The organism is Sphingomonas sp. LaA6.9, assembly GCF_022601895.1.
Classification (GTDB): domain Bacteria; phylum Pseudomonadota; class Alphaproteobacteria; order Sphingomonadales; family Sphingomonadaceae; genus Sphingobium_A.
Genome location: NZ_JAKVIO010000011.1, coordinates 66365 through 90804 on the forward strand (window position 1 = coordinate 66365; position 24440 = coordinate 90804).

23 protein-coding genes are annotated in these 24440 nt (G+C 64.6%); 1 reads left to right on the forward strand and 22 read right to left on the reverse strand.

The genetic code is table 11. From position 1 onward, the window contains the following. The 16 genes from MKI88_RS08090 to MKI88_RS08165 all read right to left on the reverse strand — a co-directional run bounded on the left by MKI88_RS08090 (nt 1) and on the right by MKI88_RS08165 (nt 17615). Nucleotides 1–2184, reverse strand: coding sequence for an ATP-binding protein (locus MKI88_RS08090; protein ID WP_407073318.1), 2184 nt, complete (start codon nt 2182–2184; stop codon nt 1–3). Between the two features lie 188 nt (nt 2185–2372). Then, nucleotides 2373–3818: a nitrogen regulation protein NR(I) gene (ntrC, locus tag MKI88_RS08095; protein WP_241630624.1), complete on the reverse strand. Its 1446-nt coding sequence runs from the start codon at nt 3816–3818 to the stop codon at nt 2373–2375. After that, nucleotides 3815–4948, reverse strand: a complete 1134-nt coding sequence (locus MKI88_RS08100; protein WP_241630626.1) for a nitrogen regulation protein NR(II) — start codon at nt 4946–4948, stop codon at nt 3815–3817. The genes ntrC and MKI88_RS08100 overlap by 4 nt, the downstream gene beginning before the upstream one ends. Further along, nucleotides 4924–5922, reverse strand: coding sequence for a tRNA dihydrouridine synthase DusB (gene dusB, locus MKI88_RS08105; protein WP_407073319.1), 999 nt, complete (start codon nt 5920–5922; stop codon nt 4924–4926). The genes MKI88_RS08100 and dusB overlap by 25 nt, the downstream gene beginning before the upstream one ends. Before the next feature lie 96 nt (nt 5923–6018). Beyond that, a complete protein-coding gene (locus tag MKI88_RS08110; protein WP_241630630.1) occupies nt 6019–6825 on the reverse strand; it encodes a universal stress protein in 807 nt (268 codons plus the stop codon). Between the two features lie 165 nt (nt 6826–6990). After that, on the reverse strand, nt 6991–7827 hold the full coding sequence (locus MKI88_RS08115; RefSeq protein WP_241630632.1) for an alpha/beta fold hydrolase: 837 nt from the start codon (nt 7825–7827) through the stop codon (nt 6991–6993). Next, the gene (locus MKI88_RS08120; protein WP_241630634.1) at nt 7824–8675 is read right to left on the reverse strand and encodes an alpha/beta fold hydrolase; all 852 of its coding nucleotides are present in this window, start codon (nt 8673–8675) and stop codon (nt 7824–7826) included. The genes MKI88_RS08115 and MKI88_RS08120 overlap by 4 nt, the downstream gene beginning before the upstream one ends. Nucleotide 8676: 1 nt before the next feature. Further along, nucleotides 8677–9582: a VOC family protein gene (locus MKI88_RS08125; protein WP_241630636.1), complete on the reverse strand. Its 906-nt coding sequence runs from the start codon at nt 9580–9582 to the stop codon at nt 8677–8679. Nucleotides 9583–9753: 171 nt separating this feature from the next. Continuing rightward, nucleotides 9754–10518: an enoyl-CoA hydratase/isomerase family protein gene (locus tag MKI88_RS08130; protein WP_241630638.1), complete on the reverse strand. Its 765-nt coding sequence runs from the start codon at nt 10516–10518 to the stop codon at nt 9754–9756. After that, nucleotides 10515–11381 (reverse strand): polysaccharide deacetylase family protein, encoded by an 867-nt coding sequence (locus MKI88_RS08135; RefSeq protein WP_241630641.1) that lies wholly within the window; start codon nt 11379–11381, stop codon nt 10515–10517. Before MKI88_RS08135 ends, MKI88_RS08130 begins: the two co-directional genes overlap by 4 nt. Continuing rightward, complete coding sequence (locus tag MKI88_RS08140) at nt 11381–12214, reverse strand: SDR family NAD(P)-dependent oxidoreductase (RefSeq protein ID WP_241630643.1); 834 nt, start codon at nt 12212–12214, stop codon at nt 11381–11383. The genes MKI88_RS08135 and MKI88_RS08140 overlap by 1 nt, the downstream gene beginning before the upstream one ends. Continuing rightward, nucleotides 12214–12519 (reverse strand): REDY-like protein HapK, encoded by a 306-nt coding sequence (locus MKI88_RS08145; RefSeq protein ID WP_241630645.1) that lies wholly within the window; start codon nt 12517–12519, stop codon nt 12214–12216. The genes MKI88_RS08140 and MKI88_RS08145 overlap by 1 nt, the downstream gene beginning before the upstream one ends. A 20-nt stretch (nt 12520–12539) precedes the next feature. After that, entirely contained in the window at nt 12540–13856 is a 1317-nt protein-coding gene (locus MKI88_RS08150) for an amidase (RefSeq protein WP_241630647.1), read from the reverse strand. Beyond that, on the reverse strand, nt 13853–15223 hold the full coding sequence (locus MKI88_RS08155) for a phenylacetate--CoA ligase family protein (RefSeq protein ID WP_241630649.1): 1371 nt from the start codon (nt 15221–15223) through the stop codon (nt 13853–13855). The genes MKI88_RS08150 and MKI88_RS08155 overlap by 4 nt, the downstream gene beginning before the upstream one ends. Continuing rightward, nucleotides 15220–16527 (reverse strand): MmgE/PrpD family protein, encoded by a 1308-nt coding sequence (locus MKI88_RS08160; RefSeq protein ID WP_241630651.1) that lies wholly within the window; start codon nt 16525–16527, stop codon nt 15220–15222. The genes MKI88_RS08155 and MKI88_RS08160 overlap by 4 nt, the downstream gene beginning before the upstream one ends. Further along, the gene (locus tag MKI88_RS08165; protein WP_241630653.1) at nt 16524–17615 is read right to left on the reverse strand and encodes an MmgE/PrpD family protein; all 1092 of its coding nucleotides are present in this window, start codon (nt 17613–17615) and stop codon (nt 16524–16526) included. Before MKI88_RS08165 ends, MKI88_RS08160 begins: the two co-directional genes overlap by 4 nt. A gap of 197 nt (nt 17616–17812) precedes the next feature. Here MKI88_RS08165 and MKI88_RS08170 point away from each other — a divergent pair, with 197 nt between their 5' ends. After that, on the forward strand, nt 17813–18574 hold the full coding sequence (locus MKI88_RS08170) for a GntR family transcriptional regulator (RefSeq protein WP_241630656.1): 762 nt from the start codon (nt 17813–17815) through the stop codon (nt 18572–18574). 4 nt (nt 18575–18578) lie between these two features. Here the strand turns inward: MKI88_RS08170 and MKI88_RS08175 are convergent, their stop codons facing one another. From MKI88_RS08175 to MKI88_RS08200, 6 genes are all read right to left on the reverse strand, one after another. Further along, complete coding sequence (locus MKI88_RS08175; RefSeq protein ID WP_241630658.1) at nt 18579–19667, reverse strand: CaiB/BaiF CoA-transferase family protein; 1089 nt, start codon at nt 19665–19667, stop codon at nt 18579–18581. Between the two features lie 4 nt (nt 19668–19671). Next, nucleotides 19672–20865 carry a CaiB/BaiF CoA-transferase family protein gene (locus tag MKI88_RS08180; protein WP_241630659.1) on the reverse strand — a complete coding sequence of 398 codons (1194 nt, stop codon included), beginning with the start codon at nt 20863–20865 and terminating at the stop codon, nt 19672–19674. Next, a complete protein-coding gene (locus MKI88_RS08185; RefSeq protein WP_241630661.1) occupies nt 20862–22031 on the reverse strand; it encodes an acyl-CoA dehydrogenase family protein in 1170 nt (389 codons plus the stop codon). Before MKI88_RS08185 ends, MKI88_RS08180 begins: the two co-directional genes overlap by 4 nt. A gap of 14 nt (nt 22032–22045) precedes the next feature. After that, on the reverse strand, nt 22046–22555 hold the full coding sequence (locus MKI88_RS08190; protein ID WP_241630663.1) for a MaoC family dehydratase: 510 nt from the start codon (nt 22553–22555) through the stop codon (nt 22046–22048). Further along, a complete protein-coding gene (locus tag MKI88_RS08195; protein ID WP_241630667.1) occupies nt 22548–23378 on the reverse strand; it encodes a CoA ester lyase in 831 nt (276 codons plus the stop codon). Before MKI88_RS08195 ends, MKI88_RS08190 begins: the two co-directional genes overlap by 8 nt. 86 nt (nt 23379–23464) lie before the next feature. Next, nucleotides 23465–24145 carry a hypothetical protein gene (locus MKI88_RS08200; RefSeq protein ID WP_241630669.1) on the reverse strand — a complete coding sequence of 227 codons (681 nt, stop codon included), beginning with the start codon at nt 24143–24145 and terminating at the stop codon, nt 23465–23467. Between the last annotated feature and the right edge of the window lie 295 nt (nt 24146–24440).

The window sequence follows — 24440 nt, forward strand, 5'->3', positions numbered from 1 at the left end:
CTAGCTGGTCCTCTTGTGCGTCAGTTGCGTTGGAGTCTTCTCGCCATCGGTCAGCGCGGGGTCCCATTCCCCGCCCATGAAGCGCGTCAGCAGATCGAGATCGAATGTCATGCAGATGATGGTGCCGCCGCCCGGATTGTCGGCGAACTGCATCGTCCCGAAATGTTCTTCGACGATCTTCTTGACGATCGCCAGGCCCAGGCCGGTGCCGCGGCTGCGCGTTGTGACATAGGGCTCGACCAGCCGTTCGCGATCCTGTGGCAACCCTATGCCGTTATCGGCAACGCACACCGTGATCCTTTTGCCCGTCTCATCGGGGCAGATCGACAGAGTGATGCGGCCGCCACGTTCAGGAATCTTGCCATTTTCACCAACCTGTTCAATGGCTTCAACGGCATTTTTAACAAGGTTTGTAAGAGCTTGGCCGAGTTGGCGACGGTCGCATACGATCTGGTGCGGTGCATCGCCCTGCTCCAGCGCGAAGACAATGTCGGGATGCGCCACTTCGTGCAGGAACAGCGCCTGGCGCGCGATATCCGTCAGCGATTCCTGCCGGAAGACGGGCTTCGGCATTCGCGCGAAGGACGAGAACTCGTCGACCATGCGCCGCAGGTCGGCGACCTGACGGATAATCGTCTCGGTCAGCCGCTCGAAGGTTGAGGGCTCGTCAGTGACGTTCTTGCCATAGCGTCGCTGGAGGCGCTCGGCGGCAAGCTGGATCGGGGTGAGCGGGTTCTTGATCTCGTGCGCGATGCGGCGCGCGACGTCGGACCATGCCGCACGGCGCTGGTCGAGCAACTGCTGGGTGATATCGTCGAAGGTCAGGACATGTCCCGCCTCGTCGCGCACGACCTTGACCGCCAGCGTCCGCGCATCGCCGCCGATGTTGAGCTGGACGATCTCGTTGCGATCCCCCGTCCCCACCAGCTCCGCAAGCTCGGGCGCCAGACCGTCGATCGCTGCGCCCGTCGCTTCGCCCGGTGCGGACTTGAGCAGCGCCGCGGCGGAGCTGTTCATCAAACGGATATTGCGATCGCGATCCACCGAGATCACGCCGGCCGTCACGCCTGACAGCACGGTTTCGATGAAGGCATGGCGGCTTTCAAGCGCGCTTGTCTGCTCTTCGATCGTTTGTGTCATGCGGTTGAACGCATTGGCAAGCCGCCCGATCTCGTCCTGACGCACGGGTTGCGGCACGCGCGCGGAAAGATCTCCCTCGGCGATGCGCTGTGCGGCATCGACCAGATCGCTCACGGGCCGGACGAGCCGATCGGCCAGTGCAAGCGCGATCCACACCGCAGCGCCCACGATCAGCAGCGAAATCACGAGGAGCGCGATGTTGAACTGAAGCTGCAGCGCACGCGAGCGTTCGAGCAGGCGCTTGTAGTCGGTCGAGACGGTCTGCGCGCGTTCGGACTGGGCGAGCATCTTCGGATCGACGACGCGCGCGGTCCACAGATAGGCCTCTTCGTTGACGGGAAGCCGGGTCACCGCTTCGATCCGGTCTCCCGAATCGCTCACGATGCTGGGCTCGCCCTTGCGCAGGCGTTCAAGCAGCGCAGGCTTGATCCGCGATCCCTCGCCCCGGTCATAGGGATCGACCATTGCGAGCGTCTGTTCGCCCACGCCCGGCTTGATCACGATGATCGCGGCTTCGGAAAGCTCGCGCTGATAGACCTGTCCCGCGAAGCCCTGCTGGAACAGCGGCGTGTCGATCGGGGCCTCGTCGAGATAATTGACGATGTCCGATGCCATCGCGATCGTGTTGTTCTCGACGCGTGTGCGGTACTCGCTGTTGAATTCCTGCGCGACGATCGCGGCATTTTCGAGCATTCCGCGCGCGCGGTCAGAGAACCAGAACTCGACGCCGTACTGGAACAGCAGCGACGCGAAGATCACGACCAGCAGCATCGGCACGCTGGCGATCATCGAGAAGATCGCGACAAGCTGTACGTGCAGGCGTCCGCCGCCGCCCATCGGCGACCGTGCCGCGCGCTTCTTGGCGATGCGTCGGCCGAGCAGCACGAGCAGCGCCACGCCGGGCACGAGATTGGCCACGAGCAGGAGCGCGACCAGCAGCGGCGAAAGCAGCCTTTCGGTAGCGGGCTCTGCACCGACCACGAAATAGGTGAACACCGCCACCGCCACGGCGATGGCGAGTGTGCCCAGCTCGATCCAGGGCATCAGGTTGCTGCGGCGCGAAACGACGCGCAGCACGCGCTGCCACCGCGAGGCTTTCACAGAAATGTCACGATAGCCCACATTCACCGTTGCGTTCTTACAACATTCGCGTTGCAAGACAAACACAGTCTGCGCGCCAATGCATCATTTCCGGCGCTGGGGCGGCACGGGCCATCGCCTGGCCTTTTGCTTCAGCCGGTGCCTCTCCGAACGCGCGACGGATCGATGCCATGGTCGGTGAGCTTCTTGCGTAAGGTGTTGCGATTGATCCCCAGCAGATCGGCGGCGCGCAACTGATTACCACGCACGGCAGCGAGCGTCAGGCGCAGCAGCGGCGCCTCGACCTCGGCCAGCACGCGGTCATAGAGACCATCGGGCGGCAGATCGTCGCCAAAGCTCGCGAAATAGCCTGAGAGATGCACTTCGACTGCGTCTTCGAGCCCCTTGCCGATAAAGGGGATTGGCACGCTCTCGCCCGGCCCGCCCATTAGCGCCTGATCGATCTGGCGCGCCGAGATCAGCTCTTCGCGGCTGAGCGCCGCCAGCCGGCGCATCAGGTTTTCGAGCTCGCGGACATTGCCGGGCCAGCCATGCGTTGCCAGCCGCGCCAGCGCGTCGTCGCCGAGTCGCTTCCTCGACAGTCCTTCCTGCGCCGCCCGGTCGAGGAAGTGGCGCGCGAGCTCGGGAATGTCGCCAACGCGTTCGCGCAGTGGCGGCAATGTCACAGGGACGACATTCAGCCGGTAGTACAGATCTTCGCGAAAGCCATTGGCCGCGATCAGCGCCGGGAGGTCCTTATGCGTGGCCGCGATGATGCGGACGTCGGCGCGAATGGGCCGTGCGCCGCCGACGGTGGTGAACTCGCCCTGCTGGAGCACGCGCAGGAGCCGCGTCTGTGCCTCCATCGGCATGTCGCCGATCTCGTCGAGAAACAGCGTGCCGCCCTGCGCCAGTTCGAACTTGCCCGCGGTGCGTGCCTGCGCGCCGGTGAAGGCGCCGCGTTCGTGGCCGAACAGTTCGGATTCGATCAGATCGCGAGGAATGGCTGCCATGTTGATGGCAACAAAGGGTTTTTGTCTTCGTGGGCCGAGATCATGGATCGCGCGCGCGACGAGTTCCTTGCCCGTCCCCGATTCGCCGAAGACGAGCACCGTGAGCTCATTCGAGACGACGCGCGCGATCGTGCGGTAGACATCCTGCATCGCAGGCGAACGCCCGATGAGCGGCAGGTCTTCCTTGATTGCTTCGGGCGCGGCGGCACCGCGATTGGCACGACTGCGCAGACCGTCGCCAACCGCGCGGCACAGTTCGTCGAGGTCGAAGGGTTTGGGCAGATATTCGAAGGCACCCTGTTCGGTCGCGCGCACCGCGGTCGCCAGTGTGTTCTGCGCGGAAAGCACGATCACGGGAAGGTCGGGGCGGCGCTGAAGCACCGAGGAAATCTGATCGAGGCCATTGCCATCCGGGAGGATGACATCGGTGATCAGAAGTTCGGGATCGAAGCTTCCAATCTTGCCCTCCATCTCGGCGATGCTTGCTGCCAGTGCGATGGTGTGCCCCTCGCTACGCAGCGCCTCGGCGAGCACGGTGCGGATCGCGGCGTCGTCGTCGACGACAAGAATGCGGCCGCTGCTCATCGAGCTTCCTTTCCGGCACGTTGGAGGAGAAGGCGAAAGACAGTGCGCTCGGGCGTCCCCTCGCGCGAAAACTGGATGATGCCGCCCATGTCGCGCACCAGCTTGTCGACGAGCGCCAGGCCAAGCCCGCCGCCCGAGCGTTTGGTGCTGACAAATGGCTCGAAAAGATGGTCCGCCACCTCGGGCGCGGGGCCCGGGCCGTTATCGACGATGCAGAGTTCGATCGGAAGCGCACGCCGTCCCTTGCCGTCCTTGTCGGGAACCGAGACGCCATGACGATAGGACGTCACGACATGGATCACGGGATCTGGCCGCACTTCGCACGCCTCTGCTGCGTTCTTCAGGAGGTTGAGCACGATCTGTGCCAGCGCGTCGCGGTGGACGAGCGCCATTGGCAGCGAGGGGTCGTAGACCGCCTTGATCTCGATATTCTGGGCGAAGCCGTGACGCGCCAATGCGCGCGCATGGTCGAGCACCGGATAGATATTCTCGGCGACAAGCTCGAGCGGACGCGGATCGGTGAAGCTCTCCATCCGGTCGATCAGGCTCGTGATGCGATCCACCTCCGCGCGTATCAGTCGCGTCATTTCGCGCGCTTCGGGCGCAACCTTGCGCTCGAGCAGTTGCGCGGCGCCACTGATGCCCGAAAGCGGGTTCTTGATCTCGTGCGCCAGCATCGCGGCCGCGCCCATTGCGGCGCGTGCGCCGCTGCCCTGCTCGCGCCGGTGTCCCATGGGATGCGCCGCCGCCCCTGCGTGGATCGCGAGAATGCGCCATCCCGCTCGATCGGGAATGGGCGAGAAGGCGATGTCGGCGAGCAGTTTCATGCCGCGGTCGTTGGAAATGTGGACATCGAACGCATTGAGCGGCGAGCCCGCGCGTTCCTGATGAAGCGCAACGATGTTTTCGGGAAAGTGGACGTGGGCGTCGAGAAGCTTGCCGATGATCGCGGTGCGGCTGACGTTGAGCAGCAATTCGGCGGCCGCATTGGCGTCCGCCACCTTGCCTTCGGGGTTGATGAGCAGCGTCGGTACGGGAAGTGCTGCAATGAGTTCGGACGCCGAAGGCGCCTCTTCACCGCTCGCCGGTTTGCGGGATAGCCGGATCAGGCGGCTGCCCGGGAGAGCCATGGCGAATAGAATTCCTCGAGCATGGACAGCACTGTAGCGGCTTCGGGCTGTTGGTTCACACGGTTTCTGAACTCTGCCGAACCGCCGAGCCCCTTGGTGTACCAGCCGATATGCTTGCGCGCCATGTTGACCCCGGTCATCTCGCCATAATGTTCGAGCATATCGCGGTAATGCGCAGTAATCATGTGATATTGTTCTTCGATCGATGGATCGGCAAGGCGCTGGCCGGTCTGCAGATAGTGCATCACCTGCCCCAGCAACCATGGGCGGCCATAGGCGCCGCGCCCGATCATCACGCCGTCGGCGCCCGACTGGTCGAGCGCGGCGAGCGCGTCCTCGATCGAGCAGATATCGCCATTGGCGATGACAGGCAACGAAACCGCGTCCTTGACCTTGCGGATGAAGGCCCAGTCCGCCGAGCCCTTGTACATCTGGTTGCGCGTGCGGCCGTGGACCGTGATCAGCTTCACGCCCAGATCCTCGGCGATATGCGCGAGTTCGGGCGCGTTGAGGCTGTCATGGCACCAGCCCATGCGCATCTTGAGCGTCACCGGGACCGACACCGCGTCGACCGTCGCCTTGATGATGTCGCCCGCAAGCTTCAGGTCGCGCATCAGCGCCGAACCCGCGTCGCCGTTGACGACCTTCTTCACCGGACAGCCCATATTGATGTCGATGATCGCCGCGCCGCGGTCCTCGTTGAGCTTGGCCGCCTCGCCCATTTCACGGGGCGAGCAGCCCGCGAGCTGCATCGAGATCGGTTCCTCGACCGCGTCCCACGCCGCCTTTTGCAGCGACTGGCGCGTCTCGCGGATCATCGCCTGGCTGGCGATCATCTCGGTGACATTGAGGCCCGAGCCGTAGCGGCGGACGATCTTGCGGAACGGCAGATCGGTGACGCCGGTCATCGGCGCCAGGATCACCGGCACGTCGATCCGCACCGGGCCGACATCAATGGGAGCGAGTTTCATCATCATTTGCCTGAAAATTAGGCAGCCCCATAGCCGCAAAGCGGACCGGGGGCAAGTTTGGTTGATTTCCGGTGAGGAGCTGTGTCCGTGGCCCGCCTGTCAGGATGTCACGGGTATCGCCAGGACGGGGCAAGTGGCTTCGCTCACGATTCGTTCGGTCGTGCTTCCGCGGAGTGCGTCCAGAAGACCACGTCGCCCCGCCATCGGCATCGCCACCAGGCTTACGCGTCGGGCTTCGTCCAATATGGTTTCGACGACGGGGCCCTCGACCGTGCGAACGGGCCGCTGTGTCCGCTGTGCATCGCGCACCACAGGAGCGTCTCGACCCACATGGACGAACTCGAATTCAACATCGAGCCCCTCGGAAAGCCCCTGAAGCTGGTGAACCGCGTCATTGGGCGCCGGATCGTGATCTACGGGCACCAGCACGGTCTTTACGCTTTCAAGGCTCCCGGTCTGTGAGTCGACAAAGGGTCTCGCTCCGGGACCAAAAATCATTGTCGGGATCAGCGATACTTGCGCGACCTTGGCCGAAACCGAATTGTTCAGCAGGCGGTGGAGACCCGCTCGGCCGTGGCTGGCGGCCACGATCAGGTCTGAAGGGTGCGTTTCCAGATAGCGCGACAAACCGTCGACGGCATCGATATCGCGTATATCGGTCTTGGTCACGGTTACGCCGGTCCTCGCAAGGATATCCTCCGTGCTCGCTCCTGGCTCAAGATACCCCCAGCGCTGCAGCACTTCACGGACCCTCGGAAAGCTGTCCCAATCGGGATTCTCGTCGGGACGGCGCACATGAAGCACATTGAACTGGCAGCGATTGACCAGCGCCAGCCGCAGCGCGTGTTCAAATGCAGGCGCGCCTTCGGGTGACAGGTCCGTCGGATGAGCAATCGTGCGGATCATACAAAGGTCCCTGTGGCATGAGGACTTTGCAGTTGCTTATCAGCTGCCGCGTTCGTGCGACAGCCGGGCATTGGAGGCATTCCGCACCGTTTCGCTCAGAGCCCAATTTCGATCAGTTGCCCGCAGAACCACGGGCGTCGTGCGATTTCCCGCACCCCCGATTCCTTACTTCGCTTTCAGGAAGTCGCGAAGGAGGGTGGCTCGAATCGTGCGAAAATCGGCGGCATCGCCGCGCGGCAGCGTCGCAAAACGCCCGTCCGCAAGAAGTGGCGCAACCGCGCGGGTCGATTCGAGCAGCGGATCATTCTCGGCCGCGAACACAAGCGTCGGCCTGGTTATGCACGGCAGGCGTTCGTGCGCGTTCCAACGGAAGGCGGCGTGATAATTGAGATGATAGGTTTCGCTGGCCTTGAGCAATTCGACCAGCCACGCGTGCAGGTCCTCCGCTCGCCCAAGCCCGCCATCGCGACGATGTGCACGGTCACGGCTGTACCATGGGAAAAACAGATACTGGTCGCGCAGAAAATTGAATGCGCGGAGCAGATAGGCTCCGTCAAGATCGGGCGGAAATGGCCGGGCATAGTGCGCGAGCACGTCTTCCAGTTCGTCGGGTGAGAGCACACTGATCCCATCGAGCATGAGCCGGTCGATCCGCTCGGGCGCCAATATGGCAAGCTCGCCCGCAATGGTCGCTCCCGTATGCGATCCGTAGAGATTGACGCGCTCCAGCCCTGCGCTGTCGAGAAACTCGAGAATGGCGCGCGCCAGATCCGCCACCTCGGGAACGTCGAGCGGCAACGGTGTGCTGTCACCATTACCCGGCGTATCGGGCGCGATGATGCGCGTGCCATCCGCCATATCCTCGATCAGCGATACCAGTTGGCGCGAACTCCCGGGCGAAGCGTGCAGCAGCAGGAGCGGTACGCCCGATCCGGCATGGCGATAGTGGATTTGCCCATGCGCCACGTCGGCGAAGGCCCGCCTGATCACGGCCTTGTTCATTGCCGGGCGCTTTGCGGAATCCGGATCGCACCGAACGGATCGCCGTCCGGCGCGTCGAGAAAGCTCCGCACGAGATCAGCCGCGTCCGCGGGGAAACCGTCGAGAAAGCCATGCCCCCATCCCGGCAATTCTACGACGCGCCCATGGCGCATCAGCGCGGGCGCGCGACGGCTCTGTTCCTGCAAATCATCATTGGTGCTGAGCACGAGCACCGGCTGCGTGACCTCGGTCAGGCGCATGTCGGGCATGTAGGAAAAGGCGGCATTGTGCCCCCACCATTCGCGGTTCCCCGCGAGCAGCCCCTCGGGGAACATGTCGTTGAGATCCTCGATGGTGAGGCCTCGCCCGAGATTCCAGTGAACGAAGCCCTGCCACCGTTTCAGGAGATGCGCCCCATCCGCGGTCGGCATGTGTGGCGCGTAGAGCAGCCGCAGCTCCGCCAGTTCCTCCGCGGTGAAGATCGGCGCCGACACGCAGACCAGCCGGCGCACCAGATCGGGGCGATCGGCGGCAAGATCGGCCGCGATCATCGAGCCGGTGTGATAGCCCATCAGATCAACCGGCCCGGCAAGGCCAAGCGCATCGATCGCCGCCTGCATCGCGCGGCTGTAATCGGCGATACCCGGCGGCGACGGCGGAGCATCGGACATGCCGAAGCCCGGCGTGTCGATCGCGATCGCCATACGCCCCTGCTCCGCCAGCGCGGCGAGGAAGCGCTGGTAGATGCGCCCGCTCATTGGACTCATATGAAAGCAGATCAGCGGCGGATGCCCGCCCTGCTCTCCCGCGACGCGCACATGCATCTGGCCGAAGGGACCGTCGACATAGGCGCGCCGCACCGTCGTCATCTCAGCGCCCGATCTCGATCAGTTCGATCAGCTCGCCCGCAAAGCCGCGTACCGTTGCGGTGCGCCGCCCGCCATAGACGGGCCCGTCGCGCTGCACGGGCGGCGCAACGAAGGTGACGTCGAGCGCGTCGAGATCGTCGACCGCAAGCGTGATCATCGCATTGCCCGGTGGCAGCATCTCGGGATCGCGCTGCCTCACGGTCGCCTCGGTCGGATAATCGTCGACCTCGACGATCGGCAGGCGCCCCTTCTGGACCATGGTGATCGTCGTGCGATAATCGCTGCCAAGCCCGAATGCGTTGTTGATCATCGAATAGGCGAGCGTATAGCTCGACGAGATGTCGAGCCTGAGCGCCCGTTCGAACCATTTGAGGCTCGCCTCGCGATCGGGGGTCGCAAGGATCACGATGAAGATGTGATCGGTGAGCGATCCGGCTTTGGGCAGGTCCGAGGTCGGCGTGTTCTCGGCCACCTCGTTCAGGTAGATCATCTCGCGCCCGCGCCCCGTCACCTGCATCGGCATGAAATAGGGCAGGCCTTCCAGCGCCTTGGGCGGGCCAACTATGTCGAAGCCGCTGCCCTGCAGGCGATCGGGCCAGCCGAACACATCCTGCACCGTCAGTTCGTACGCAGCCCATCCATAAGTGCGCGTGGGCCTGAAATCGTCGGGCAGTGGCGTCTCGACCAGCCGGATGAAGCAATGCGCCCCGCTTTGCGGCTGGAGCGTCGCGAAACGCGCACCCGCGCTCTTCGGGCAGCCCCAGCTCGCTGCGAGACCCGCGTCGAGCGTGCCCTGCTCGACGACATCAAGGCCAAGGCAGCCGTGATAGTCGGCGAGCGCCGCATCGAGATCGGGGGTCGAGACCACCCCGCCAGCGATCCGGCCATGCTGCAGATATTCAATCATTTGTGTCTCCAACACCTACCGAGCACCATCAACCATCCGCTCCTCCTGAGGAGAGGCTGAGCTTGGCGAAGCCTCGTCTCGAAGGATCAGGCACCGTGCGTCCTTCGAGATGCCGTTTCGCCTTCGCTCAACGGCTCCTCAGGATGAGCGGCGCATGCATAGCGACGGTCCCTAACGAAACACCGCCTTGCGCTTTTCGAGGAAGGCCGAGACGCCCTCCCTGAAATCCTCGCCGGTGAAGGCGGAGGCGAACAGCGCATGCGTCTCGGCATCGTCGTCGGCCTGACCGTCAAGGATACGGCGAACGATCTTCTTGGTGTTGCGCACGCTGTGCGACGATGCGGTCGCGATCGTGCCCGCCAGCGCGGTGGCCGCCGCCACCGGATCCTCGTCGAGGATCTCGATCAGCCCGATGCGCTGCGCCTCTTCGGCGGGCAGGAGTTGGGCGGTGAACAAGATACGCTTGGCCTGCGCAGGGCCCACCAGATCGACGAGCAGCTTGGTGTCGTGCAGCGAATAGACGAGGCCGAGCTTCGCGGGCGTGATGCCGAAGCGCGCGCGCGACGACGCGACGCGCAGGTCGCACGCGATCGAAAGCCCGCAGCCGCCGCCCACGCAATCGCCGTCGATCGCGGCGATGACGGGCTTTTCGGCGCGCGCCAGTTCGTGCTGCGCGCGGCGGATCGCATCCTGGTTCTTCGCGCGCCATTCGGGATCGAGCGCGCCTTCGCCGAACTCGGCGATGTCCGCCCCCGCGCAGAAGGTGCCAGCCTCGGCCGAGCGCAGGATCACGACCTTGATCGCATTATCCGCCATCGCATCACCGAGCAGCTCGGGCAGTGCCTCCCACATCGCCTGCGTAAAGGCGTTGCGCTTCGCCGCGCGGTCGATCAGCAGATGCGCGATCGCGCCCTGTTTTTCGAGGCGAACGCTCATGCCGGATCGACCTTGGCGAGGTGCTGCGCGATCTGGTGGCGCGTGGTGATCCATACATCCTTCTTCGCGGTCACATGGCGGAAGAATTCCTCGAGCGCCCAGATGCGGCCCGGACGCCCGATGATACGCAGGTGAAGGCCCAGCGACATCATCTTGGGATTGCCTGCCTCGCCCTCGCGATAGAGCTGATCGAAGCAGTTCTTGGCGTATTCCAGCCACTGCGTCGGCGTCATCGCGGGATCGGTCCACATCTTCATGTCGTTGGAATCGAGCTGATAGGGCACGATCGCTATCGGCTTTCCGGGCACCGTCGCCTTGTCCCAGAACGGCACGTCGCCCGAATAATCGTCCATATGATAGGCGAAACCCTCCTCGATCAGCAGGCGCCGCGTATTGTCGGTATGGAAATAGCGGCTCAGCCAGCCATAGGGGCGCACGCCCACGGTCTTCTCGATCGAGCTGACGGCTTTGCGGATGAAGTCGCGCTCCTGCTCCTCGTTCATCTTGAACTGGTGCACCCAGCGCCAGCCATGGCTGACGGGCTCATGACCGAGTTCGGCAATGGCCTGAGCGATCCCGGGATGGTTTTCGAGGCTGAGCGCGGCAACGGTCCAGCTCGCCATGATGTTGTAATCACGCAGTAGCTTCACGACACGCGGCGCACCCGCCTTGATGCCATAGAGATAGTTGGATTCATTGCCGTAATTGCGGATCGGCGACTTGATATGGATGCCGAGCTCGTCGACGGGCTCCATGCCGCGGTCGCCCCGCGCCACGGTCATTTCCGAGCCTTCCTCGACATTGACGACGACCGACAGCGCGAGCTTCGCGTCGTTCGGCCAGTCGATCCGTTCCTCGATCATCAATGCATCTCCTCACCGCCCGAGACGTTCAGCGCCTCTCCGGTCACGTAAACTGCGTCGTCGGAAGCCAGCCATGCGCAAGCGGCGGCGGTGTCGCTGCCAAGACCCGGGCGCCCCATCGGGTTCTTGCGCTTCATGTTTTCGATATATGCCTCGACGCTGTCGAACCCGAGAAGCTTCGAGAAATACTCGTTCTGCTTCGCGCCGAGCCCGGTGGTGACATGGTTGGGGCACACGGCGTTGACGGTGATGCCGTACTGGCCAAGCTCGATCGCGTTGGAACGTGTGAGGCCGACCATGCCGTGCTTGGAGCTGGTATAGGGCGCCATGTGCGGGAAGCCTGACTTGGCGGCCTGGCTCGCGATGTTGATGATGCGCCCGCCCTTGCCGGCGGCGATCATCGCCTTCGCCGCCGCCTTGGTGCCGTAAAAGGCGCCCGACAGGTTGACGCCGATCACGGCTTCCCATTCGCTCGACGTCGTCTCGAGCAGCGGCTTCATGATATAACCGATGCCCGCATTGTTGACCCAGATATCGAGCGATCCGAACGCCTCGACGGTCTTCGCGACGAGCGCCTCGCAGCTTTCCTCCGATCGTACGTCGCACGGGATCACCGCGACCTTCGCGCCGCGCTGGCGCAGTTCCGCGGCCACCGCTTCCATCTCGTCGGTGGTGCCGATATCGCCCGCGCCCATGTGCTCGGCGGGCTTGCCCAGATCGGAGATGACGCAGTTCGCGCCCTCATCGGCGAAGCGTTGCAGGATCGCCTGCCCCAGCCCCTTGTCGCGCCCCGATCCGGTGACGACGATCGTCTTTCCTTCGAAGCGGCGCATCACAGCGTCTCGGTCAGGATGAACTGCGGATTGTCCGCGAATTGCTGGAATTCGGCGGCGACCTTCTGCACTGCCTCGCTTGCGACGTCCTTGCCGAAAGCATCCATGTCGGCGACGTCGATCACTTCGAAATATGCATAGGGTGACGGCGCATCGCTGCCGAGCACGCCAGTCGCACGGTGGACCTGGAAGTCCTTCACCGAAGCGAGCGCGTTGACGCCCGGAATATCGGTCGAACGCGCCCAGTTCTCATAGGCCGCGGGATCGGCGTCGGGCTTGAGGTTGAACAGCACGATGATCCGCATGGGGCTCTCCTTGTTATCAATCAGATCAGGGGGGATGGCGCATAGCCGGCGAGGCCGGCGTCGAGTTTGCGTGCCAGCGCGATCAGCGCGCCCTCGCTGTTCTCCGGGCCGACAAGCTGCACGGCGACGGGCAGATTGTCGTCGTCGAGACCTGCGGGAATGCTGATCGCGGGCAGCCCCGCGATATTGGCGAAGGCGGTGAAGGCGGACTGGTTCGCGGGCGGTCGGGTACTGTGCCGGAAGGCCGCCTGAGGCGCCGTCGGCATCAGCAATATTCCGTCGCTCCCCACCGCATCGCGCACGGCCTGGCGCGTGCGATCTACAATCGCCTCGGCGCGGTCGACATCGGCGTCGGAGCGGCTATCGGCATAGTCGAGCATGAACCGCAGTTCCGCGGACAGCCGATCGGCCTCATCCCTGCGCTTCGTACCAAGATGTTCGATCAGCTGGCGTGCGGCGACGACGAAGCCGGCAAAGCGTATGTCGGGAGCGCTATCCTCGAGCATGAGCGATGTTCTCGGCATGTCGCCCGCCAGCGCCACTGCCCGCTCATAGGCGGCGAGCACGGCGGGTTCGCAGTCTAGGTCGTCAAAGCTGTCGAGCACGATCAGCCGCGCCAGCGCGAACGCTGCCTCCGCAGGTTCGGCAAGCACCGCGAGCAATGCTTCGAGATCGTCGATCGATCGTGCTATCGGGCCGATGCTGTCGAGCCATTCACTCAGCGGCACCAGCCCGGCGTCGGAGATTGCGCCATGCGTCGGCTTGATCCCGTAGACGCCGTTATATGCAGCGGGAATACGGACCGAGCCGAGCGTGTCGGTGCCAAGTGCGGCCACGCAGAGCCCCGCCGCGACCGCCGCACCGCTGCCGCCCGACGAGCCGCCCGGGGTGTAGCCCTCGCGGTGCGGATTGATGGTCTGGCCGAACCAGGGATTGTCCGTGGTCGCCCCGAGCGCGGCTTCGTGCATGTTGAGCGTGCCTAGGATGATCGCCCCCGCCGCGCGCAGCCTCGTGACGGCCTCGGCATCGTCGGGCGCAGTGATTCCGCGCCGCGCCTCCATGCCCGCATTCCATTCCAGGCCCTTCACCGCGATGTTGGACTTGATCGCGACCGGCACGCCTTCGAGCGCGCGCGCCCTGCCCTCGGCTATGCGGTCGCCGCTCTCCTTCGCCGCCGCCGCGGCGCCGGCACGATCGACCTCGATATAGGAGCGGATCGCGGGATCATGGGCATCGATGCGCGCCAGATAATGCTCGACCACCCGGGCAGGCGTGGTTTCGCCCGCCGCATAGGCCGCGCGCAGCCCGGATATGTCGAGCCGGTGCAATGGGGTCACAGCTTGCGCTCGTCGATCAGGCGGATCGGCTTCTGGCGCACGTCGATCTGTGTCGCCGCCGCAGTCTCGCCAACGCCGACTAGTGACACCGAAACCTCGACACCCAGCCCCTGACGGAGAAGTGCGGCAAGCTGCGCCTCATCCGTGCCGCCACGGCTTTCGAGCGTCACGCGCATATCATCACGCCCCGCCGCGTCGCGCGACAGGTGGCAGACATATTCGCCCGTCAGGTCGGCGCGGTTTTCGATCAGCGCGCCGATCGCGTGCGGGAAGACGTTGATGCCGCGCAGCTTGACCATGTTGTCGCTGCGGCCCTTGAAGCCCGCGATGCGCTTGAACACCATGCCCGTCTGGTTGGCGCCGGTCAGCTCATGCGTGATGTCGTGTGTGTTGAAGCGGATGCAGGGCGCGATATCGTCCTTGAACAGACAGGTGACGACCATGTCGCCCGTCTCGCCCGAGCCGACCGCAGTGCCCGTGTCGACGTCGAGCAGCTCGAGATACTGCGCGTCTTCCCAGACATAGAGGCCGTCGCGCTCGGGGCCTTCGCCCGCGATCGAGCCGGTATCGCCCACGCCGTACCAGTCATAGGCTTTGGCCCCGCCCCATGCCTTTTCCACGCCGGCGCGGTCCTCGGTGCCAAGATGGCCGCAGATCATCTTGATGTTGATCTTGTCGAGCAGCCCCTCGGCCTCGGCGACCTCCGCGAGCTTGCGGATATAGTCGATGAAGCCGACCAGCACCGAGACGCTGAAATCCGCCATCAGGCCGACCTGGTTGATCGAGCGGGTCTCGATCCCCGTACCCGCCGACAGGAAGATCGAGTTGGTGAAATGCGTCACCGCCTCACGGATATAGTGGCCGCCATTGATCATGCCGTGGCCATAGACCGACTGCACGACATCCGACGGGCTCACGCCCTGCCAGCGATACATGCGCCCGACGAGCAAATTGGTGATCTCGCGTCCCTTGGGTCCGAAGAGCAGAGCCTGCGGGCGCCCGGTGGTGCCCGAGGTGGTGTGAAAGATCGTGGGCGCGCGGTCGGGCCCGCCCAACCCGCCGAAATCGCCATAGGGCGGATGATCGGCGATCGACGCCATCAGGTCGCTCTTGTCGTAGACGGGGAGCTTCACGATGTCCTCGAGTCCGCGAATGTCGCCCGCCTCGAGGCCTTTCGCGCCCCAGAGCCGCTGATAGAACGGGATCTCCCAGCCGCGCTTCATCAGTTTCAGGAAGCGTTCGTTCTGGAGCGCTTGGAGTTCGTCGCGGCTCATCGCGGTATAGCGCGCGGTGAAGGCGTCGCCGACGGGATAGTCCTGGAGCATCTGCCTGGCGTCGAAGGCTTCGAAATAGGTGGGGAAGGTCATGCTGGCTCCGGACGTGTGAAATAGGAAAGCGGATCGGAAAACAGGCGCGCATCGGGCTCGCTTGCGGCAAGCTCACGCGCGAGGCTGCGTTTGGTCTCGGTCTGTGCGGCGCTCATCGCGGCTTGAGGATGACCGAGCGTGTTGGGGATGACGCGCTCGACGACCGAACCGTCGGTGCGCGTCACCACCAGCCGCTGCGGCGACAGCGCGTTGAGATCGGCATTGCCGTCGAGCGTGATCGAGAGCTTGGCCGACAGCGCCCCGATTGCCGGATCGGCAAAGGTCGCGGGCGTGAAACGGCGCGGATCGATGCGCCGGTCGGTCAGCATCAGCGCGACGAGCAGCGGCAGGCAGAGCCGCGCATAGGCGGGCGTCATGTCGGCCTTGAGCGGTCGCCCCACCAGCCGCTGGATCAGCGGTGGGACAAAGGCCTCGATCTTCGCAACCGATGCGGCGTCGATCGCGCCCTCGCGCAGCAGCGTGTCGAGCGTCGCGAGTACCGCGTGGCTCGCACGGCCCGACGGGAACGGCTTGATGCTGACCTCGGCGATCCGCCAGACGCTGCCGAGCGCATTGGCATAGGCGGCGGGATCGCCCTTGTCGAACAGCGTGAAATACCCGAACGGCCCTTCGAGCGCATCATGCGGGCCGGTGAGCCCGGCCTTGACCAGATCGACCGCGGCGATCGCCGCGCGCGCAGCCCCCGCGATCTGCAAGGGCAGCGCGATCGAGCCCTCGACATGCGCCTGCATCGTGCCCGCGCATTGCGAATAGGCGAGCCCCAGCACGTCCTCGACATTCTCGACGCCGTCGATCCGCGCCACGGCAAGCGCCGAGCCGATGCAGCCCGCGGTTGCGGGGCGGAAGAAGCTGAGCGGCGTTGTGGCGGAAATGCCGAGCCCGCTTGCGATATCGACACCCACCGCCAGCGCTGCGAGCGCATCGTCGGGGTCGCAACCGCCACGCCGGTCGATCGCCGCCATCACCGATGCGGTGACGGTCGAAAGCGCATGCACGACCGCGGGCTCATGCACCGCGTCCCATTCAAGGCAATGGATCTGGAAGGCGTTGACGAACGCCGCGCCCGCTGCGGGCAGCCGGACATCGCGCGCTATCACGCGCGCATCATTCCCCTGCCCCCAGCAGCGCGCCGCTGACAGCACGCCGTCCGCTCCCGGTGCGGTCGAACCCGCCGCCCCCGTCGCGAGAGTGTCGCCGAGCAGATGGATCGCGGCCTCGCGCACAGCCGGGTCAAGCCGGTGCTCTGCGCGCGCGAAATCGAGGATGCGCCGCGTTGCGGTCACAGCCAGTCCTCCAGCAATGCGGTGATATCCGACACGCGTTCGCCCCTGAGGACAATATTGATCGCTTCCTCGGCCGCTCCCGCGTCGATCCCGCCCCACGCCATCAGCGCCCGCGCCTTGTCGATCACGCCCGCTTCGGACAACGGCCGCTCGGGATCACCGCGCGCATCGGAAAGCACTATCGACCCCATTTCGGTGGACACCGCTGCGCCAAAATGCGCGGGATAGTCATGGGTGAAATCATCACCCTCGACCACCGTCACCAGCGCCCGCGCACCGGCAAGCGCGGCGATGGCATCGGGCTCGAAATCGGCAAGCTGTGGCGCGCCGCGCTCCATGACGATCGCCACTGCATGCTGGAGCGAGAATTTGGCGTCGATCACGCTCTGCGGATCGGGCCGATCACAAAAGACGAGCGCATCGCGATAGGTGGAAACGGTCACTTTCCCGGCGAGTGCCCCGCGGGCCTTGAGTTCAAGCGCGGCATCGATTGCGGGATGCGCATGGCGACATGCGCCCCAGGGCTTGAAACTGACCTCGCCGATCCGCCAGGCATCGCGAAGCTCAAGCGGCTTTGGTGCGTCGCAGGTCGCGGCGAACAGACCCTGCGGACCTTCGAGAATGAAGCGCGGCCCCGTGACGCCCGCCACCGCCTGCCGTGCCGCCTCGCTGCCCGTACGCATCGCATGCGCCAGATGCCATTGCTTGGCCATCACGGGCTCGTGCCGCATTTGCCAGAAGCCTCCGGTCACCGAGCCGGCAAGGCCCAGTGCCGACACGAGCTGCGCTTCATTCGCGCCCAACCGGAACGCCGCCGTCGCAGCAGCGCCAAAACCGCCCGCGGTCGCAGTATTGTGCCAGAAAGCATAGTGACGGCCGTCGAGCATCGCGCCGATCGCGATCATCGCCTCATAGCCGCGCACGCCCGCATCGAGCGCCTCGTCGATGCGGTCGCCGCCCAAGCCAAGCACGGCCGGCCAGACAACGGGCCCGGGATGGAGGATCGCGGTGCGATGGACGTCATCCATTTCGAGGACATTGCCGAGCCAGGCTGCCTTGCCAGCGGCCGCGTCCGCACTAAATCCCATCTGAATTTGCGCGATTTCCGAACGTCTTGCACCCGCGACGCACCCGAGCCAGTCAAGCAGGTGCAGTCGCGATCTTGTCCGTACAATATTTTCTATCGGGCGTTGCAGATGCTGTGCAAGCCGCTCGATTAGGCTATGATCGGCCATACTCATCGGAAGAACTCCGAAGCGTAACGACTTGGCAGGGGAGCGTAATTTTGTCGGCCGCAGTTCAGAAAGCCACGGGAAATGGCGGCAAGAAGCCGCGCTATCAGGAACTTGCCGAAGATCTGCGCGCGGGAATATTGCGCGGCGACTATCCCGACCCCGCCCACTTCCCCACCGAAAGCGTGCTGTGCGCGCGCTACGGAGTCAGCCGGTTCACCGTACGCGAGGCGCTGCGCTCGCTGCAGACCGAAGGCCTGATCCAGCGCAAGCGCGGCTCGGGAACCGTGATCCAGCCCGCCTCTGCGCGCGGCGGCGCGCTGCACCAGCCGCTGTCCAACGTCGGCGAGATCCTTCAATATGCGCGCGACACCAAATATCTGTTCACCGCGCAGGGCACCACGCTGCTGCCCAAGAAGCTGGCGGCGCACATTGCCGAGCCCGTGGGCGGGCGCTGGTATCACTTCCGCGGCCTGCGCACGCGGCAGGGCTCCGCTGAACCGATTGCGTTGACCGACGCCTATATCCATCCCGAGCTCGAGGCCGCCGCGCGCGAGATCCGTCCTAATGAGGACACGATCTTCCGCCAGCTCGAGCGCCTTTCGGGCGTCAAGATCGCGCGCGTGACGCAGGATATCCAGGCGGTTCCCGCGAGCGGCCCCGTCGCCGCCGAGCTGGGCGTTCCCCGCCGCAGCCCGTGCCTCAGGATCCTGCGCTGCTATCTCGACGCCTCCGGGCGAATCATCGAGATTTCGGCGAGCCACCATCCCGGCGACCGCTTCGCCTACACCATGCATATCGAGGTCGACGCCTGAAGCCTCAGCCATCGGCGCCGAGCTCCGGTGCCGATGTCGGCCTCCAGCCCCCATCGCTCGCAAAGCGGATCGGCGGCGCGATATGGTGCGCGCCGCCGACCTCGACCACGAGCCCCCGCTCGGCGATATGGGGTTGGGCGAAAGCTTCCCGAAAATCGAGGACGGGCGAAAAGGCGACGTCCTTGTCCGCGAACCAGGCGATCCATTCGTCGCGCGTGCGCGTGGCGAAGGTTTCGCGCAGGAACGCGATCAGCGGCGCCTGCGGCTCACCGGGCGCTTCGCTGCCGAGCGCAATCAAATCGGGCCGCTCCAGCGCAGTGAGCAGGTTCGCGACGAACTTGAGCTCGCGCCCGCCCAGCACGACATGTCGCCCATCGGCGGTCGCATAGACGTTATAGAAGCCCGCCCCACCAAGCGACCGCTGGCTCGTCGAGCGCGGCGGTTCGCCACCACCGATGGCGGTGCCCGCGATATGTGCGCACCAGGGCAGCATCGCGTCGAACATGGCGATATCGACATAGTCGCCCTTGCCGCTTGTCTGGCGGCCGATCAGCGCCATCAGCACCGCCGACAGCGCGGTCAGCCCCGCCGCCATGTCGGCCGAGGGCGCACCCGGAACCACGGGCATGCCGTCGGGCCCGTCATTGACCGAGAGGAAGCCCGCCATCGCCTGAACCGCCATGTCGTGCGCGGGATGGTGTGCCAGCGCGCCCGACTGCCCAAAGGCCGAGATCGAGCAATAGACGATGCGCGGATTGCGTGCCGCCACCGCTTCATAGCCAAAGCCAAGCCGCGCCGTCACACCGGGGCGGAAGCCCTCCAGGAACACGTCCGCCTCATCGATGAGATTCCAGAGCGCATCGCGCCCGGCATCGCTCTTGAGATCGAGCACGACGCTCTTCTTGCCGCGATTGAGGTTGCGGAACCAGATGGACTGGCCCGCCTCGAAGGGCGCCTGATCGCGCGCGGGATCGCCCGCGGCTGGTTCCACCTTCACCACCTCGGCGCCCTGGTCGGCCATCATGACCGACAGCATCGGTCCCGGCAGGAACTGCGAGAGGTCGACGACCTTTATGCCCGAAAGCTTTCCCATCGGATCAGATGACGCCCTTTTCCCTGAATGCTGCAATCTCGTCCACGCCGAAGCCGGCTTCGGCGAGGACCGCGTCGGTGTCCGCACCAAGCAACGGCGCCGCACGGTTGGGCAATCGTTCGCCATCCAGCCGGATCGGATTGGCGAGGACGCGCAACTGTTCGCGATCGGGATGCGATACGGTGTCGATCATGCCCGTCGTCTGCAGATACGGATTGTCGAGCGCCTGATCGAGCCCATAGACCGGCGACACGGGCATGTGTCCGGCAAGCAGCTCGATCCAGTGCGCGACGGGCTTCTGGCTGAAAATGCCGTCGAGCACGTCAGTCAGTGCGCCGCGGTTCGCCAGCCTGTCGGTTGGCGTCACGAAGCGCGAATCACGCGCCAGTTCGGGGTGCCCGATGCGGTTCACCAGCACGTCCCAGAATTTGGGAAGCTGCGCCATGACGAAGACCCAGCCATCGGCCGCGCGGAACATCTGGCTCGGCGTGACCGAGGGATGCGCCGAACGCGGCACGCGCGCCGTGACGTCACCCTCGTTCAGATACCAGATCGCCGGATAGCTCGTCTGGTGCACGGCGGCGGAAAGCAGATCCACGTCCACGTCACGGCCCATACCCGAGCGCTGCGCATCCACGAGCGCGCCGAGCAGCCCGATCGTCATGATCGTGCCCGTCATGAAATCGACCAGTGACAGCCCCGCGCGCGTCGGCGGCGCATCGGGCTCGCCCGTCAGCGCCAGCCAGCCCGCCTCGGCCTGCATCAGATAGTCATAGCCCGGCCAGCGCGCGCGCTCATTGTCGCGGCCATAGGCCGACAGGTGCGCGCATATGACCGCGGGGTTGACGTCCTTCAGCTGCTGATAGGTCAGCCCGATCCGGTCAGGCAGGTCGCCGCGCAGATTGTTCACCACCGCATGGCTCGACGCCACGAGCCGGTGCAGGATCTCCTTGCCGCCTGTGCTGTTGAGGTCGAGTGTGAGTGAGCGCTTGTTGAGATTGAAGCTCTGGAAATAGAGGCTTTCCGCATCGCGCAGGAAGTGAGGGCCGACCGCGCGCGCCGTGTCGCCGGATTTGGGCGGCTCGATCTTGATGACCTCGGCACCCATCTGCGCCAGGAACATGGTGCCGTACGGGCCGGCGCCATATTGTTCCGCGGAAAGGATCCGGTAGCCGGCCAGCGGAAGTCTGGCCGTCACGCGGGGTTCCTCTTCAGCCACTGCTTGGCGATGATCATCCGCTGCATCTCGTTGGTGCCCTCGCCGATGCACATCAGCAATGCGTCGCGATAATAGCGTTCGATCTCATATTCCTTGGAATAGCTGTAGCCGCCGAATATGCGCATGGCTTCCTCGGAATTGCGGACCGCGGCCTCGGACGCGAAGAACTTGGCCATGCCCGCCTCCATGTCGCAGCGTTCGCCGCGATCATAGGCCTGCGCGGCCTGCGCCACGAGCAGCCGCGATGCTTCCGCGCGCGTCACCATCTCGCCGAGCTTGAGCTGGATCGCCTGATGCTGCGCGATCGGCTTGCCCATCGTCTTGCGGATCTGCGCATATTCGGTGGCGAGACGCAGCGAACCTTCGGCCAGCCCGACGCCGCGCGCCGCGACGTTGATGCGGCCGAGTTCGAGCCCGCCCGTCGCCTGGAAGAAGCCCTCACCCTCGACCTCGCCGATCAGGTTTTCTGCCGGAATGCGGTAATTGTCGAAGATCAGCTCGGCACTGTCGATGCCCTTGTAGCCGAGCTTGTCGAACTTCTTGCCGACGGTGAAGCCCTCGCCCTTGGGCGCGATGAAGAAGCTCATGCCCTTGTAGCGCGGTTCGGCCTTCGGATCGGTCTTCACCAGCAACGCGAAGCAGCTGCCCTTGATGCCGTTGGAAATCCACGTCTTGGTGCCGTTGATGACATAATGGTCGCCGTCGCGGACCGCGGTGGTGCGGATTCCCTGAAGGTCAGTGCCCGCATCGGGTTCGGTCAGCGCAAGCCCGCCGCGGATCTCGCCGCTCGCGAATTTGGGCAGCCATGTCTGCTTCTGCGCCTCGGTGCCGAAACGCTCGACCGCGGCCGCCATGATCAGGTGCGAATTGACGATCCCCGTGATCGCCATCCAGTAGGACGACACGCGCGTGATGATCTTGGCATAGGTTGTGGCGGGCAATCCCAGCCCGCCATATTCTTGGCCGATGGTCGCGCCGAAGAGACCCATTTCCTTCATCTGCTCGACGAGTTCGGCGGGCCAGATGTCGTTATGGTCATGATGCATGACGACGGGGCGCACATCGCGCTCGATCCAGCGATCGATCGAGTCGAGCAACGCGGCTTCGTCGTCGGGGTCGATCTGCCTTTGGGCGTGTTGGGACATATCTGTTCTTTTCCTCAATCGTCCGCGGGGCCGCAGCCACGCTTCCACACGAGCACGGACCGCTTGTAATGGCTCACGATCTTGCCGTCCTGGTTCTTGCCGACGGTCTTGAAGGTCACGATACCCTGATCGGGCCGGCTTTTGCTCTCGCGCTTTTCGAGCACTTCGCTCTCGCTATAGAGCGTGTCGCCGACGAACAGCGGATGAGTCATACGCACTTCGTCCCAGCCCAGGTTGGCGATCGCCTTGCCACTGGTGTCCGACACGCTCATCCCGGTCATCAGCGCGATGGTCAGCGGGCTGACCACGAGCGGCTTGCCGAATTCCGTCTTCTTCGCGAATTCATAATCGAAGTGCGCCGGATGGGTGTTCATCGTCAGCAGGGTGAACCACACATTGTCGGCATCGGTGATCGTGCGTCCGGGGCGATGCTCATAGATGTGCCCCACCACGAAATCCTCGAAGTAGCGTCCTTGCACCTCGCGAAAACGTCCGGGAGCGACCTCGACCACACCGTCACGCATCTTGCTTGCTCCGCATTGCCAAAATCCTCTGGTATCGCCGCATGATCGGTGCTTCGAGCATACGGCCGTTGAAACGAACTGCGGCGCCACCGGCCGCGTCGAAAACCCTTTGCGCCTCTTCCGCCTCGGCGATCTGTTCGGCCGTGGGGCGGAATACCGCATTGATCGTGTCCACCTGCGCGGGGTGGATCGCGGCCTTGCCCGTGAAGCCCAGCGCCTTTGCGGCCTCGGCCTCGGCGCAAAGGCCCTCGGCATCGTCGAGCACGATGAACGGCACGTCGATCGCAGGAATGCCCGCACCGGCGCACGCCATCACGAATGCCCCGCGCGCCGAGCGCAACGGCTCCCACGCCAGTTCCACGCCGAGCTCGGCGGAGAGATCGCCGCCGCCAAACATCATCGCGACGACGCCAGTGGCCGACGCAATCTCCTGCGCGGCATTGAGCCCCTTCACCGTTTCGATCAGCGGTACGATGCCCGGCGCGCGATCGCCCAGCACCGACGTAACGATCGCCACCTGCGCCGCGCTTTCGACCATCGGCACGAACAGCAGCGGGGGCAGCGCTTCGGCGTCGGCAAGCGCGAGCAGGTCTTCGAGGCCTGCGCGCGTCGCCACGCCGTTGATCCGCAGGATCAGCCGCTGATCGCCTTGCGCGATCGCCGCAATCGCCGCCGCCCGTGCTTCGACCTTGCCCGATTCGGGAACCGAATCCTCGAGGTCGACACACACAACGTCGGCGTCGCTCGCCAGCGCCTTGCCGTAACGTTCCGGCTTCGAGCCGGGCACGAACAGCATCGATGAAAGGCCAATGGCCGCGTTCACTACAGAACCTCCCCTGTTGACGCCCTAAAGAATTTGTCCGGACAACTTATAAGTCAAGCGCAAAAGCGCTGATCCGTGTTTTTCCGTCAAAAAGGCTTCACCGCGCCGAGGTAGGAGGTGACAATCAGCAGGCCATAAACCGTGAAGACCCAGAGGCGGGTCCGGTCCATGGTGCGACGAAGTGGCACCTCGGTCTCGTCGCTCGACCCTTCCTTGAGTAGTCTCGCGAGCTGCGGTCCGACCGGCTTGAAGGCGACATCGATCATGATCGCGGCGATGAAGATCAGGCCGAACAGCAGCGCCTTTGCGGCAAGCCAGGTCTCCGCCAGCGGCGCGCCCGTCACGAGCGACTGGATGCCCAGCCACAGATAGCCGATCGTGATCGCGTTCTTGAGCCAGAACTCGATTCGCCGGTTGCGCGCCGCCCGTGGCGTCATGTCGTGAAAATGCGCGTCCCATACGAGCCAGAGCCAGATCAATCCCGCCGCCCAGGCGCCCGCGAGCACGATCCCCGGCACCGCCCAGAACCCGCCAAGCGTCACCACCGAAAGCGATACCGGCACCATCAGCGCCCAGGCCGTTCGCGGCGTCATGTCGATCAGCACAAGCAGCTTCAGAAGCGCGATTCGCTGGTCGAGCGTGTAGAGATGGCGCTTGCGGAAATGCTGCCCGGCAAGGAATACGCCGACGTCGCCGCCGAGCCACAACACAAACAGAAACAGGTGAAAATAGACGAGGCTCGGATAGGCCAGATCGCTCAGTGTCATCGCAAATTCCTCCCATGGGCCCAAGGCCGCTTGACAGTGTGACATTTACATGAAAATTTGTCCGGACAAATCACAAAAAAGTCCGCAGGCAGAACTGCCACTTCCGGAGCCTCGAGGGAGAATTGAATGAGACGCCACTTGCTTGCTGCCACAACCGCGCTGTCTGCGGTTCTGATTGTCGCGCCACTCCACGCTCAAACGGCTGATGCCGAGGCCGCTCCCGCGGCGGAGGAAAGCACTGGCGGCATCGAGGATATCGTCGTCACCGCGCAGCGTCGCTCCGAGAGCGTGCAGG